This window comes from Cupriavidus pauculus (assembly GCF_008693385.1).
GTDB lineage: Bacteria > Pseudomonadota > Gammaproteobacteria > Burkholderiales > Burkholderiaceae > Cupriavidus > Cupriavidus pauculus_D.
Genome location: NZ_CP044067.1, coordinates 2,454,972 through 2,468,080, shown reverse-complemented (window position 1 = coordinate 2,468,080; position 13,109 = coordinate 2,454,972). Strand labels below are relative to the sequence as shown.

Below are 13,109 nucleotides of genomic sequence, written 5' to 3'. Positions count from 1 at the left end.
CCATAACAAAAAAATCACCGATCCTCGTGTACTCCATGCCCGCCCGTCTCGCATCCTTTCCCACCACCTCCCGTCCGCTGGCTGCCGCCGCGCTGACGGCCGCCGCGCTCCTCGCATCCGGCTGTGCCTCCGGCCCACAGGCCAACAAGGACGATCCGCTCGAACCGATGAACCGCGTCGTCTTCAAGGTCAACGACACCGTGGACCAGTACGTCGCGGTGCCGATCGCGAAGGGCTACCAGAAGGTGACACCGGAACCGGCGCGCACGGCGGTGACGAATTTCTTCTCGAACCTCGCGGATGTCGGCAACTTTGCCAACAACGTGCTGCAGGGCAAGGGCGTGGAAGCCGCGGAAACGCTGATGCGCGTAGCCATCAACTCGGTGCTCGGCATCGGCGGCCTGATCGATATCGCGACGCCGGCGGGCCTGAGCAAGCATTCGCAGGACTTCGGCCTGACGCTCGGCGTGTGGGGCGTGCCCTCGGGTCCGTACCTCGTGCTGCCGCTGTTCGGTCCGAGCTCGTTCCGCGATGGCGTCGGCCTTGGCGCGAGCTTCTATCTCGATCCCGCGCACTATCTGGACCCGGCGTGGCGTAACTCGCTGTTCGGCGTGAACGTGGTGAGCACCCGCGCGAACCTGCTGGGTGCTACCGACCTGCTCTCGCAGGCGGCGCTCGACAAGTATGCGTTCGTGCGCGATGCCTACAGGCAGCGGCGCCAGTACCTGATCGAAAGCGGCAGCGGCAAGCTGCCCGCGTACGAGGACGAGGACGACGACGCGGCGCCCGCCGCGGGCGCGTTCGGCGGTGCGCCGGGCGCGGCGTCCGCACCGGCGGCGCCGGCCCCGGTGAAGTCGACGACCACGCCCGCGGATTCCTCGGAAACGCCCAGGCAATAACGACGAAAAAGGTCCCGACAGCACGACGGGAGAACGCTGTCGGGACCGCAAAGCAGCCGCCATTCTCGGCGCAACGCCGCCTCGCTCCCCTTCCCTTTTGACAACTTGAGATTCCGCTCGGCAGCGGCAATCTAAAGTTGTCCCAAGCCCCGCCGACACGCACGACCCTTCGCATAGGCTCGAACCCGATTCGATGCCCTACTCATGCGAGGTTAATCCGTGTCGTCATTCCTGCCGGTCCCCTTGCGCCGCCATACGATGGTCGGCGTTGACATCGGCGCGTCCAGCGTCAAGGTAGTCGAGATATCGGCCGCGCGCGGCGGCCGCGCCATGACGCTGCACCGTTGTGCCAGCGAGCTGCTGGAGAAAGGCGCCGTCGTCAACGGCAGCCTCGTGCAGGTCGATGCCGTGGCGAAGGCGCTTGCCAGCGCGTTGCGCAAGGCCCGCATCCATACCAACACGGCCACGCTCGCGCTGCCGCATTCGCTGACCGAATGCTCCACGGTGTCGCTGCCGGACAACCTCAGCCACGACGAATTCAGCGTGGAGGTCGAGCACGAAGCGCAGCGGCTCTATCCGCCGTCGGAGCCGATCAATTACGACCACGGCGTCATCGCGCACAACCGCGATACCAAGAGCCTGACGGTGCAGGTGGTTGCCGCGCGGCGCGACTCCGTGGAAGAGCGCATCTTCGCCGCGGAAATGGCCGGTCTCAAGCCGGTCGCCATCGAAGTGGAAGAAATGTCGATCCATCGCCTGATGGCATCGCGTGCCCGCGTTCTCGCCGACGGCCAGGCGCGGCCCGGCATCGAGGTCCTCGTCCACCTCGGCGCCACCCGCTCTGCCGCGCTGTTCTATCAGGGCACCACGCCCGTGCATCGGGAGCAGATCAACAGCACCGGCGAACAGCTGACCGAAAGCTGCGCGCGCGCATTTCGCCAGGACATGCGCAAGGCGGAGATCCACAAGCGAAAGAACACGCTGCCACGCGAATGGCGCGTGCAGATCCTCAAGCCGTCCCTCGAACTGCTGGCGATGGAAGTCCAGAGCGCCATCAGCAGCTTCGCGGCGCGCTCCACGCTCGGCGCCGTCGATCACATCCTGCTGTGCGGCGGCCATGCATCGCTGCCGGGTCTCGACGAAGCCGTGCAGGCGCAGACGCGCATCGCCACCGAGATCTTCGATCCATTCGCGCACATGACCATCGGCCGGCATGTCAATCCGCGCTACTTCGAGCGCGATCTGCCCGCGCAGATCGTCGGCGCGGGCCTGGGTCTTCGCGGAGTCGCGCACCCATGAAACCGACATCGGCCACACCTTCGTTAGCGGCGCCGACCACCGCCATGGGCGCCGGCAGCGGGACGATGAATGCACTGCCCATCGTGGACAGCATCAATCTGCTGCCCTATCGCGATCAGTTGCGACAGGCCCAGCGCCGCGAGGCGGCCGTCATGCTCGCCATCGCCTGTGGCATCGCGATCGTGGGGCTGCTCGCCGCGCAGACCGTGGTGACGCATGCGACGGACAACGTGGCCCGGCTCAACACCGTCCTCAATGAGGAACTGCGCGAAATCGACAACCGGGTCGGCGAAATCCGCACGCTCGAGGAGGAAATGCAGGTGCTTCTGGCGCGCCAGAGCGCCATCGCGGTCCTGCAGCGCGAACGCATGCAGGCGCCCCTGCTGCTTGCGCAGCTGACGGACTTCGTGCCGCCCACCGTCTACGTCTCGACGCTGGCGCAGAAAGCCGGCGTCGTGACGCTGACAGGCGTCTCTGCCTCCAACCAGGAGATCTCCGCATTGCTCGCGAACATGGGCCGGACGGCCGGCGTTCGCGATCCGCAACTGATGGAGTCGCGCACCAGCACGACCGACGGCGCCGGCGGCGCGCGCCCCGCACGCCGTACCACCTTCGATTTCACCGTCCGGTTCACCCACGACGGCCCGCAGAAAACCGCCGACGACACACGCTCATGAAGATCCCTGCTTACCTTGGCGAACTGATTGCCCAGTTTCGCGACCTCGATGTGCGGGACCCGGCCAGCTGGGAGGCGGCGCCGCGCGCCGTGCTGTCGGTGTGCGCGGGCCTGGCGACATTCGCCGCGGGCTGGTTCCTGCTGATCGGCGACGGCATGGACGCGCTGCAGCGCATGCGCGCCGAGCACGAGACGCTGCGCGAATCGTATCGCGTACGGATTCGCCAGATCGCGAATCTTCCCGCGCTGCGCGCACGGAAGGAAGAAGTCGCGCTGCGCGTGGCCGCCGCGGAGCGGCAGTTGCCGGGCCGTACGGAAATGGACGCGCTGCTCGCGGATATCAACCATGCGGGTCTGCTGCGCGGCCTGCAGTTCGAACTGTTCAAGCCCGAGGTGGCGCGCATCGCGAGCAGCTTCGCGGAGATTCCGATCCGCATTCGCGTGACGGGCCGTTTCGCGGACCTCGCGGGCTTCTCCGGCGACCTTGCCACGATGTCGCGCATCGTCTCGATGCGCGATCTCGCCATCCAGCACAACAAGTCCGGCGCACTGGCCATGGAGGCCGATGTCATTGCCTATCGCCTGCTCGAATCGGGCGAACGTTCCGCGCAGGCGGAGGGCAAGCAATGATGTCCGGCGATCCACACCGCTCCCTCGTGCCGCGCTTCCGCAGGCTGTGCGCCGGCGTGCTCGCCACGTTCGCGCTGACCGCCTGCCAGACCTCGGACGAAGAGAAGCTGCGCAAATGGCTCGACACCACGAAACGTGCCTCCGCGGGAGAACCGGCCGAGCTCGCCGCATTGCCGACCACGCCCGCGCAGGCGCCTGTCTCCCCCACCGATATCGATCCGTTCGCGATCGCGCGCCTCGCCGCGCCCGCGCGTTCGGCCAGTTCTCATCCCGAAGCCGAGCGCCGCCGCGAGCCCCTCGAGGACTTTCCGCTCGAGTCCATCCAGATGGTCGGCGTGCTGGAACGCGGCGGCAGGAAGGTGGCCGTTCTGCGCATCGGCGATCAGCTCCACCACGTCGGCGTGGGGCAACACATGGGCCTGCGCCATGGCCGTGTCACGCGCATTACCGATCAGGAGATCGCGCTGCGCGAGTTGGTTCTCGAAGGCGAAACCGATTGGAAGGAACAAATGACTAGTCTGAAGCTGGAGGCATCCTCATCATGAAATCCCGTCGCTGGCGGCGCGTGCTTGGAACAGGCGCGGCGCTCACTCCCGCGCTGGCCGCGCACGTGGCGTTTGCACAGAGCAATTTTGTCAGGCAGGTGGAGTCCACCGAACAGAGCGGCCAGACCACGTTTGTCATCGAGATGCAGTCCGCCATCGTGGACAAGCCGCTCGACTTCATCACCGAGAAACCCGCGCGCATCGCGTTCGACTTCGACGATACGGGGTTCGCCGCGGGCCGCGCGCGCTACAAGTACGATAACCGGCTCCTCAATGGCGCGGATGTCGTGGAGACCGGCGGCCGCACGCGCGTCGTGCTCGATCTCAAGCGCTCGGTGCCGTATCACACCGCGGTCCAGGACAACAAGCTGATCGTCACGCTGGATCCGCCCGCGGCGCTGGCGGCAACCCCGGGCATCACCACCACCGCGGCGCGGAAGGATGCCGCCTCGTCGTCGTTCGCGGGGCAGCGCATGACGCTGAACTTCCAGAATGTCTCGGTGCGTTCCCTGCTACAGGTGTTCGGCGAGTTCACGGGCCTCAACATCATCACCAGCGACTCGGTGCAGGGCAACCTCACGCTGCGGCTCAACGATGTGCCGTGGGATCAGGCGCTACAGATCGTGCTCGACGCGAAGGGGCTCGATTCCCGCCGCAACGGCAACGTGATCTGGATCGCACCGAAGATGGAACTCGCGGAGAAGGAGAAGCTCGAGTTCGAGTCGCGGCATCAGGTCAGCGAACTCGAACCGCTGCGCAGCGAGGTCTTTCGCATGAACTATCAGCGCGCCGACGATATACGGCGGATGCTGGTCGGCGAAGGCGGCGCGCAGGGCGCGCTGCGCATGCTGTCGAAGCGCGGCGCGCTGACGGCCGATATCCGCACGAACCAGCTGTTCGTCTCCGACGTGGCCAGCAAGCTCGAAGAGGTGCGCGCGTTTATCGCCAAGATCGATATCCCCGTGCGCCAGGTTCTGATCGAAGCGCGCATCGTGGAGGCCAACGACGACTTCAGCCGCAACCTCGGCGTGAAGCTCGGCTTTGCCGCGCGGTCCAACGGTGCCAACTATGGCAGCGAGTATGGCAACGTCGTGCCGACATTCGGTGCCGGTAACGGCGGTGGCGGTAGCGGAGGGGGCGACGCGACGACGGGCGCGCCCGCCATCAGCTTTCCGGCGGGCGCGTTGCTGGGCTCGAACCCCGCCGCGCTGGCATTCAGCCTGTTCAATGCAAACGCGAGCCGCTTCCTTGCCCTCGAAATCTCCGCACTCGAGGCCGACGGCAAGGGCAAGATCATCTCGAGCCCGCGCGTCGTCACGGCCGACAATATCAAGGCGTTGATCGAGCAGGGTACCGAGCTGCCCTACCAGTCGGCCACGTCGAGCGGTGCCACGTCGGTGAGCTTCAAGAAGGCCAACCTCAAGCTCGAGGTCACGCCGCAGATCACCCCCGAGGGCAAGGTCATCCTCGATGTGGACGTCAACAAGGACAGCCCCGGCATCGCAACGTCGAGCGGCATCGCGATCGACACCAAGCATGTGCGCACACAGGTGCTGGTGGACAACGGGGGTACCGTCATGATCGGCGGCATCTTCATGGAGGACGACCGCAAGCAGGAAACCAAGGTGCCACTGCTGGGCGATCTGCCGCTGATCGGCTACCTGTTCAAGAACGATGCACGCGTCAAGAACCGGAAGGAGCTGCTGGTGTTCCTGACGCCACGCGTGCACGCCGACCTCGAACTGGAGCCGAAGTTCGCCAACGCGCGATAGCCCCCCATCCGGACAACAAAAAAGCCGGTAGCGATGTTTCGCTACCGGCTTTTTCCATGCCGCGCCGCTTCATCAAGGCGACGCGGTCAAGGCGACGCGGCGACCGTGCAATCGGCGGGCACATAAGACGCCCGCCATGCCACGGCATTCGCCGGCGGCGTAACGGTGCACCGCCACGCCCCTTCCGCGCTGCGGTCGAGCCGGATGGCGGCGCCATGGATCACGTTGCTGGCGCGTCCGCCCAGGTTGATCCTCAGATAGCCGGTCTTGGCCGACGGTGTATAGGTCCACAGGCCGTCCGTCCTGATCGCACCGGCAAGGGTGGAATCCACATAGCCGAGATCGATGCTCGTGGGCCTGGTGATGCCGCGGCCAAGGTGATCTTCCACCGCCGTCTTGTAGGCGGCGAGTTCGGACACCGCGCGTGTCATCTGGGTGCGTGCGGTGTATTCCTGGTACTGCGGCACGGCGATCGCGGCAAGAATGCCGATCACGGCCACCACGACCATCAGCTCGATCAGCGTAAAGCCGGCCTGGGCCGTGGGTGTACGGCTTGCAAACATGGTTTCGACTTTCAGAGGTGGGAAAGAGGGGAAAGGGGAGACGGGTGACACGGCGCGAACCGTGTCACCGTGGTGCGGGAGATCAGGTGCAGTTCGAAGGCTTGTACGAGTCCTTCCAGCCGTCCATCGTCGCGGGCTTGATGACACAGGTCCACGTGCCGTCCGCTGCCCGGTTGAGTTCGATGGTCGCGCCATTGACCGAGGTGTTTGCCCGCTGACCCATCGTCACTTTCAGCGTGCCGGTCTTTGTCGCCGTGTCGTACTTCCACAGCGACGCCGCGTTCGGGTCGTACACCGCCGTGAGGTTCGACTGCACATAGCCGATGTCCTTGCTGATGATCGCGGTCTCCCCGCGCAGCAGGTGATCTTCGACACCGGTCTTGTAGGCGGACAGTTCACCGAGCGCGCGCGTCATCTGCGTACGGGAGGTGTAGTCCTGATACTGCGGCACGGCGATGGCGGCGAGCACGCCGATGATGGCCACCACGACCATCAGTTCGATCATGGTGAAGCCGGTTTGTACCGAGCGAGTGGTACGCGAGAAATACATGATGACCCCCAAAGAAAAAAAGGCAATGAACAAGGACGATCGGCCCAATGCCGATCGGCGATGTTCATGACATCACGCAGGGGCAATGCATCTCGCGTTATTGGGAAATTTTGAGAATCGCGCGGGCTACCAGCACTCCGACGGACGCAGGCTGCCGCCGAAGGTCGATTGCCGGCCGGCGTCGTCGAGCGTAAAGGTGCCGCACCGGTCGTCGCGCTGTCCGTCGACGGGTTGGGCGCTGGCAATGTAGCCCTCGCCGTTGTTCCGCAACGTCATCGATACGCGATACCACACCACCCGCCGCGCGCCGGCTGGCAATGGCCCGCCGGGCTGACCGTCGAGCACGTCGAGCGGGAACCTTCCCGGCAGGCCCAGCTGTCCCGCCTTGTCCGCATACACGCCCTGCAGGGCCATATAACGGGCCTGCCGCGCGGCGATATCCATCAGCGTTGCCCGCGCATAGGCCCGGCGCGCCGCGGAGGCATGCTCGCGGTAGAGCGGCATGGCGATGGCCGTCAGCACGCCGAGGATCACCACCACGGTGAGCATTTCGATCAGCGTGAAGCCGCGCGGCACAGGGCCGGCACGCGCGCGGTCGTCCGCGCTCATCGCAGCCTCGCCCAGTTGATGCGTCTGCCTTTGCGCTCGCCGAGGTCGGGATGGATCTCGTTGAGCTTTCCGACGCCCTTCTCCGTCTGCTGCACCATGTAGGTCTTGCCATTCATCGTGAATGTGGTCGGCGTACCGGCGCCATCGAGGCTGATGCCACTCACCGTGATCGCCGGCGTCGCGCCGAGTTCAGGCACGTCGAAGAACGAGCGCGCGCTCGCGCCGCCGCTGTCGAGGCGGACGGCCATCGAATAGCCGATGGCCTCGGGCCTGGTACACGACAATTGGCCCGTGGAACCCGAAGCGGGCGGAATACGCGTGTTGAAGAGCACCATGCTGCCGACCATGGTGGGATCATGGAGGATCTGCTCGTCCGTCGCGGTCAGTTCGAGCCTCCACCCCGACCTCGCGACGCGGCATGCCCCATCGGCCTTCCAGCACACCTGCTCCGTACTGACCGCGCGCAATTCCGGCGCGCCCGGCACGGTGGCCAGCCGGCTGATGGTCTGCACCTGCAGATCCGCGGCGGTCAGCGTGCCCGACATGGATCGCGACGCGTACTGGAAGGCCGGGTGAATGCCCGTGTTCCAGCTATCGAGGTCGCCGTCCCAGACGCCATGCATGCCATGCTGCCCGGGCGAGTATGCGCTGCCCGCGGACAACGTCTGCTCGTAGCGCCTGCCGGTGCCGAAGATCAACATCACGCGGGGCTTCGATCCGGACGCGGGCGTGGCGGCCGCCAGGATGCTCGTCGAGATGGGCTGACCGCCCGTCGCATAGAGCGGCGCCGCCCGGACGCGCCATTTGCCGGGATCGCTGTCGGTCAGGTCGAAGCGCCAGACATTGCCGAACAGGTCGCCGGCATAGACAAAGTCGGTGATGTGGTCCTCGTCGAAGTCTGCCGCCGTGACCTCGACGATGCCATTCCTGCGCTGCAGCTTCAGCGGGTCCTGGGCACGCCCGTGGCCCGTATCGAGATAGTGGAACGTTGCCGCGCCCGCCCCCTTTCCGGGATCCACGATCATGACAAACAGCCCCGCGGATCCATGCGCGCTGTTGTACCCGTTGCCGAACAGCACCGCCCATTTGCCGTTGTGCAGCCGCCGGATCAGCGGCTTGCCGTGCACCATGCCGAGATGCCCGCCGCACTGCGTGACGTTGCAGATGCCGTCCGCGTTCAATCGTGACGACGACCATTCGCCAAGCACCACCGCGGCCGCGTTGCCTTCGCGGAAGGTGGATGGATCGGTAACGTCGAGCGCATAGATCATCCCGCTGGTGGACGTGGTGTCGTCCGCGATGGGTCCGTCGACGCGCGCGCCGCCGCCGAGTCCGCCCACGAGCCACGTATGCCATGCGCCGGCATAGTACAGATCGCCGGAAGCGGGCGTCGCATCGACGAACAGGTTGTGCGCGTACTGTGGCGAGGTCAGGTCGTAGCTTTCCGTGCGTGCGCGCACCACGTCGACCACGGGCGACGGCATATAGGCGAGCGCTTCCACGCCGTCGTTCTGGATGGGCTGGCCGCCTCCCGCGCGAAACCCGTGCAGGAGCCCGTCATTGGCGCCGACATACACCATGTGTTGCCGCTGCGCGTGGCGCGCCTTGAAGGCCGCGTAGCTGCCATCGGGCTCGCCTGCCTGCTCCGAGGCATGCCGCCGGTCCCACCATGGGCCATCATAGGACGCGCCGGGGGCGCCGACCCAGCTCGGGCTCGAATGGCTGATGTCGCCGAGCAAGCCTTGCCGCTTGCGAAGCGTGCCGCCCGCGGCCCTGCCGATTTCGTCCTGGCGCGAACCGCGCAGGTAATCGAGTGCCCGCTCGCCGGATGCCTCTCCCGCGTTGACCGGGCCCAGCGCGGCGCGTTGCGCGTCCGACAGCGAATGCCAGCGGAAGGGAACACCCTGCGCGCCGTTCCAGGTCAGCACGGTCCGATCGCCCGGCACGACCCCGGCCGCGGTCCCGACCACGCCGTCGCACTTGCCGCCGGTGAGCCGGCACGATGCATCCCAGCGCGGACGCTCCTCGAGCTGGATGCGGCCGTCCTGCCGCGCGGTCACGCCGTAGGCGGTCAGCGCCCCCGTCCAGTAACGCTCGTCATGCGCGGTGAAATAGAACTGCGGACCGCCGTCGGTCCGCCGCGCGGGATCCGTCCCCTGCGCGGCGCTGGTTTCGGAGCGCGTTGCCGGCCTGGCCTTGAAGCACGTGATTTCATGGACGTTGCTGCCTTGGCCGGTACTGGCCGCGAAGCCGAAGCGCAGCGTGGCGGGGGGTGTGCCATTCTTCGACGCGATGTCGTAATCCTCGAAAAGCGGCTTGGCGATGCCGCCGTTGTAGCTGTAATGCAGACTGAGGCTGCCGTGCTGGCTCAGGCGCAGCGAGTAGGTAATGGGCTGCGCGTTGCCGCGCGTTGGCATCGCCACGCCTTGCTGGTTCGCCATGACGCTGGGCAGCGAGACCGACTTCAGCAACGGATAATTCGACAAGGCCGTGCGACCGCTGTCCCCGGCCTTGCCGGTCTTGCAGGCATCACGCACCTGCGAACTGCGAAGGCCATCGTTGGCCAGCGAGTAGGTCTGCGGAAACTGCCTGACGAGCCCCGCCCAGTTGGTGTCCCCCGCTCCGCGTACCACGATGTGGTTCGGCCTGCGGCCGACCCCCGTATTTGTCGTCTCTCTGGAATTCGAGAAGTTGCCGTATTCGTCGATGCCGATGCCAAGATAGGCGCCTGCCACGCCATCGTTCTCCGAGGAACCGTTCCCACAGCTATAGCCGAGCGCTCCGCCGGGCGCGCCGATCGACGGCGGAAGGCTGCCATCCGCGAGGAAAAAACTGATGCCGTCCGCGCCCGTACGATCATGTCCGTCGCCGCCATACGTCACCGTGGTGAACGCCAGTTCGATGCCGTCGTGGTTTGGAAACGTAAACTTCGACAGGACCGCGCCACGCTGGCCGTCGCCGTTGCTGCCGCGCGATCGGTAATCGCCATTCGTGAGACGCAGCGCGCCCGCGCCGGGCGAATCGGGTAATCGCCCGCTCGTCCCGCCGACCTGCTGCTTTCCCCGGTAGTAGTCGTGCCCCTGGCAGGCGGGAATCGCGCCGGTACCGTCGCCCGCGGTCAGGCACGCACCCGCCAGCGGTATCCAGTCGTAGCGCGAGGCCTTTCCCGTCAGGTCGTCGTCGATGAACTGCACGCTGCTCGCGCCCGCGGCACCCGCCTGCGCGCGGGCCGTATTGCCGATGGCGAGCAACGCGAGGCAGGCCAGCGAGACGAAAGACCGGCGATGCCGCATGACTGTGCTGCGCATTACTGTGCTCCAAGGTTACGGGCGCCCGTGGTCAGCGCGAAGGCACTGCGCAACACGACGACGGCCCCGTTGCCGACGGCGCCATTCGGGCCGTAGCCCACGGTCGTGATTCTGAACAGGCGCCGCGTGCCACCGGCCGAGGTGCCACCCTGGGCGATATGGATCGCGCTACGCGATGGCGCATTCGCGTCCGGCTGGTTGCCGGGTAGCGGCAGGTACTCGATCCGTTCCGGCCAGGGCGGGCTGGCGGGGGACGCGAGTGCATTCGTGCAGACGCGCGGTCGCGAGGTGCCCGCGTGGATCGCGCCCGCGCATGCCATCGCGGCATCGCCCTGCTCCCGCACGAGCCACATTTCGGCGTATCGCATGGCATCCTCCGCGGCGCGCAACGCGCGCTGCTTGTCGGTGACATTGCCGGCGATGCGTTCCCGCACGGGTACGTTGCGCAATATCGCGACGCCAAGGGCGCCGAGCGCAATGGTCAGGAACAGCGCGAACAGCAGCACGAAACCCCCGCCGCGGCGTTGCATCGATCTACTCACGATTGGTCACCTTCACCACCTGTGTCAATTCCTGCGGGACGTCGCCGCTGGAGAGTCCGTGTGCGAGCTTCAGATCGAACCGCACGGTCACGACCTCGCTCCAGGCCCGGGCGCCTTCCACCCCCGTCGCATCGAGATAGCGCTCGACGCTCTCGTCCCCGTCGCGGTCCAATCCGTAACGAACCCTGAAGTGCGAAACGGCTTCCGCCAGCGTGTAGACGCGCCGGTATGGGCCGACGGTTGCGGACACTTCGCATTCGAGTTTTCCGGCTGCGCCGACCCGAACGGTCTGTACGTACATGGATGCCACATTGACCTGTGGAAGCTGGTCACCGCCACAATCGCGGACGGTCTCGCTCCTGCCGATACGAAGGCGCGTGCGCAGGACATCGCTGCTGGCGCCGCTGGCGCCCCCGATCGCCTGTCCCTGCTTCCACACATCCACCGCATTGAACTGCGCGCGGGGAACGCCGTTGTATTCATCGGAGGGGTAGAAGCCCGCGGTTTGCACGACCTGCGCAAGCCGATCCATGACGCGCATTTCCGAGGCAGTCAGCCGCGCCAGTTGCGTCTGCGCGCGATACGATGTCTTCAGGCTGACGAAGATGCCGAACAGCACGCCCATGACGATCAGGCCGACCGTCATGCCCACCAGCATCGACACAAGCGAGTGGCCCCGGCTTGCCGCGCGCTTCATGGCACGAATCGCATGGACTGCGACGACGTCGTGCCCGCCGACGCGCCGCGCTCGCGCCACGACACCGTGATAGTGCATACCGTTTGCCCGCTGACGGGTTCGCACGACGCGCTTCCTTCCACGCCGCTGAGCCGCCTTGAAAGATCATTGCCCCAGCGCGTCATGTCGAAGCGCGCCAGCCGGGCCGGATCGCACTCGCCCGCGGCACAGTCGGACGCGCTCTTGGCCATGGGCAAGCGAAGGGCCACGGGCGTGGCCGAACCGCTCGCCCAGTAGGCCCGGTTCGCCGATATCGCCGCCGCGAGGCTCTGCATCTGGTGGATGGCATAGGCACGCGTGCGCGACTCCTGCGTGCGCAGCAGCGACACGCCCATCATGCGCATGAAGACGACGGCAAGTATGGACGTGAGCAGCAGTGCGATCAGCGCCTCGATCAGCGAGAAGCCGCCCATGCGCGGTGTACCGTGCGCCATCATGCGCAGGCTCCCTTGCCGCTCCTGACCGTCACGGACTCCGCCTCGACGTTGCTGAAACGCAGGCATCGCGTGATATCCGTGAACGCGGCCGGCACGTCGAAGACCAGGCGCGCGTTCGCGGGCAAGCCGGTGAACATGCCGTCCACGTCGGCGGTCAGGCGGGGCAGCCGCGCATAGGTCGCATGCGCGCCGATGGATACGCCATGCCCCCAGCCACCGCGCCGCCGCAGAAGCTTGTCGCCGGCATCGAAGCGGCCATCGCCATTCACATCCACGAAGATCATCCAGTCGTCCTTCCAGGCGCCACCGGCATCGCAGGCATCGGCCGCGCCCGCCGCCGGGCACACCGTCACCGGCAGCCCGCGCCGCGCCGCCTCGCTGAGGGCAAACGCCACCTCCGCGGCGGCGTCGCCCACCATCGCGTCGACGCGGTTGCCCTGTACCAGCGCGCCAAGCCTCGGCATGGCAAAGACCGCGAGCATCGCCATGACGATCAGTCCCACCAGCAGTTCGATCAGCGTGAAGCCGTGTTCGTTACGCATC

Annotated in this window: 14 protein-coding genes; 6 read left to right on the top strand and 8 right to left on the bottom strand. The window is 66.4% G+C overall.

Annotated features, from left to right (window positions below; genetic code table 11):
• Positions 1–35: 35 nt before the first annotated feature.
• From FOB72_RS29275 to FOB72_RS29250, 6 genes are all read left to right on the top strand, one after another.
• Positions 36–899 carry a VacJ family lipoprotein gene (locus tag FOB72_RS29275; protein WP_150376740.1) on the top strand — a complete coding sequence of 288 codons (864 nt, stop codon included), beginning with the start codon at positions 36–38 and terminating at the stop codon, positions 897–899.
• Between the two features lie 258 nt (positions 900–1,157).
• Positions 1,158–2,198 (top strand): type IV pilus assembly protein PilM, encoded by a 1,041-nt coding sequence (pilM, locus tag FOB72_RS29270; protein ID WP_150377550.1) that lies wholly within the window; start codon positions 1,158–1,160, stop codon positions 2,196–2,198.
• Entirely contained in the window at positions 2,195–2,875 is a 681-nt protein-coding gene (locus tag FOB72_RS29265) for a PilN domain-containing protein (protein WP_150376739.1), read from the top strand. The genes pilM and FOB72_RS29265 overlap by 4 nt, the downstream gene beginning before the upstream one ends.
• Entirely contained in the window at positions 2,872–3,504 is a 633-nt protein-coding gene (locus FOB72_RS29260) for a type 4a pilus biogenesis protein PilO (RefSeq protein ID WP_150376738.1), read from the top strand. Before FOB72_RS29265 ends, FOB72_RS29260 begins: the two co-directional genes overlap by 4 nt.
• On the top strand, positions 3,501–4,049 hold the full coding sequence (locus tag FOB72_RS29255; RefSeq protein WP_150376737.1) for a pilus assembly protein PilP: 549 nt from the start codon (positions 3,501–3,503) through the stop codon (positions 4,047–4,049). Before FOB72_RS29260 ends, FOB72_RS29255 begins: the two co-directional genes overlap by 4 nt.
• A complete protein-coding gene (locus FOB72_RS29250; RefSeq protein ID WP_150376736.1) occupies positions 4,046–5,821 on the top strand; it encodes a type IV pilus secretin PilQ in 1,776 nt (591 codons plus the stop codon). The genes FOB72_RS29255 and FOB72_RS29250 overlap by 4 nt, the downstream gene beginning before the upstream one ends.
• Before the next feature lie 86 nt (positions 5,822–5,907).
• Here FOB72_RS29250 and FOB72_RS29245 read toward each other — a convergent pair whose 3' ends face one another.
• The 8 genes from FOB72_RS29245 to FOB72_RS29210 form a co-directional block, all read right to left on the bottom strand.
• Complete coding sequence (locus FOB72_RS29245) at positions 5,908–6,384, bottom strand: pilin (protein WP_150376735.1); 477 nt, start codon at positions 6,382–6,384, stop codon at positions 5,908–5,910.
• A gap of 82 nt (positions 6,385–6,466) precedes the next feature.
• Positions 6,467–6,889 (bottom strand): pilin, encoded by a 423-nt coding sequence (locus tag FOB72_RS29240; protein WP_411859860.1) that lies wholly within the window; start codon positions 6,887–6,889, stop codon positions 6,467–6,469.
• A gap of 171 nt (positions 6,890–7,060) precedes the next feature.
• Positions 7,061–7,543: a type IV pilin protein gene (locus FOB72_RS29235; protein WP_150377548.1), complete on the bottom strand. Its 483-nt coding sequence runs from the start codon at positions 7,541–7,543 to the stop codon at positions 7,061–7,063.
• The gene (locus tag FOB72_RS29230) at positions 7,540–10,851 is read right to left on the bottom strand and encodes a pilus assembly protein (protein ID WP_150376733.1); all 3,312 of its coding nucleotides are present in this window, start codon (positions 10,849–10,851) and stop codon (positions 7,540–7,542) included. Before FOB72_RS29230 ends, FOB72_RS29235 begins: the two co-directional genes overlap by 4 nt.
• Positions 10,851–11,393, bottom strand: a complete 543-nt coding sequence (locus FOB72_RS29225; RefSeq protein WP_150376732.1) for a hypothetical protein — start codon at positions 11,391–11,393, stop codon at positions 10,851–10,853. The genes FOB72_RS29230 and FOB72_RS29225 overlap by 1 nt, the downstream gene beginning before the upstream one ends.
• Complete coding sequence (locus FOB72_RS29220) at positions 11,386–12,090, bottom strand: PilW family protein (protein ID WP_191002302.1); 705 nt, start codon at positions 12,088–12,090, stop codon at positions 11,386–11,388. The genes FOB72_RS29225 and FOB72_RS29220 overlap by 8 nt, the downstream gene beginning before the upstream one ends.
• Positions 12,087–12,566 carry a prepilin-type N-terminal cleavage/methylation domain-containing protein gene (locus tag FOB72_RS29215; RefSeq protein ID WP_150376728.1) on the bottom strand — a complete coding sequence of 160 codons (480 nt, stop codon included), beginning with the start codon at positions 12,564–12,566 and terminating at the stop codon, positions 12,087–12,089. The genes FOB72_RS29220 and FOB72_RS29215 overlap by 4 nt, the downstream gene beginning before the upstream one ends.
• Positions 12,563–13,108 (bottom strand): GspH/FimT family pseudopilin, encoded by a 546-nt coding sequence (locus FOB72_RS29210; RefSeq protein ID WP_191002301.1) that lies wholly within the window; start codon positions 13,106–13,108, stop codon positions 12,563–12,565. Before FOB72_RS29210 ends, FOB72_RS29215 begins: the two co-directional genes overlap by 4 nt.
• Between the last annotated feature and the right edge of the window lies 1 nt (position 13,109).

Excerpts from the sequence above, each read along its gene's own strand:
- FOB72_RS29220 (WP_191002302.1), bottom strand. The coding sequence starts at position 12,090 with ATGAAGCGCGCGGCAAGCCGGGGCCACTCGCTTGTGTCGATGCTGGTG.
- pilM (WP_150377550.1), top strand. The coding sequence starts at position 1,158 with ATGGTCGGCGTTGACATCGGCGCGTCCAGCGTCAAGGTAGTCGAGATA.
- FOB72_RS29250 (WP_150376736.1), top strand. The coding sequence starts at position 4,046 with ATGAAATCCCGTCGCTGGCGGCGCGTGCTTGGAACAGGCGCGGCGCTC.
- FOB72_RS29210 (WP_191002301.1), bottom strand. The coding sequence starts at position 13,108 with ATGCGTAACGAACACGGCTTCACGCTGATCGAACTGCTGGTGGGACTG.
- FOB72_RS29255 (WP_150376737.1), top strand. The coding sequence starts at position 3,501 with ATGATGTCCGGCGATCCACACCGCTCCCTCGTGCCGCGCTTCCGCAGG.
- FOB72_RS29215 (WP_150376728.1), bottom strand. The coding sequence starts at position 12,566 with ATGATGGCGCACGGTACACCGCGCATGGGCGGCTTCTCGCTGATCGAG.
- FOB72_RS29240 (WP_411859860.1), bottom strand. The coding sequence starts at position 6,889 with ATGATCGAACTGATGGTCGTGGTGGCCATCATCGGCGTGCTCGCCGCC.
- FOB72_RS29260 (WP_150376738.1), top strand. The coding sequence starts at position 2,872 with ATGAAGATCCCTGCTTACCTTGGCGAACTGATTGCCCAGTTTCGCGAC.
- FOB72_RS29235 (WP_150377548.1), bottom strand. The coding sequence starts at position 7,543 with ATGAGCGCGGACGACCGCGCGCGTGCCGGCCCTGTGCCGCGCGGCTTC.
- FOB72_RS29245 (WP_150376735.1), bottom strand. The coding sequence starts at position 6,384 with ATGTTTGCAAGCCGTACACCCACGGCCCAGGCCGGCTTTACGCTGATC.
- FOB72_RS29230 (WP_150376733.1), bottom strand. The coding sequence starts at position 10,851 with ATGCGCAGCACAGTCATGCGGCATCGCCGGTCTTTCGTCTCGCTGGCC.
- FOB72_RS29265 (WP_150376739.1), top strand. The coding sequence starts at position 2,195 with ATGAAACCGACATCGGCCACACCTTCGTTAGCGGCGCCGACCACCGCC.
- FOB72_RS29275 (WP_150376740.1), top strand. The coding sequence starts at position 36 with ATGCCCGCCCGTCTCGCATCCTTTCCCACCACCTCCCGTCCGCTGGCT.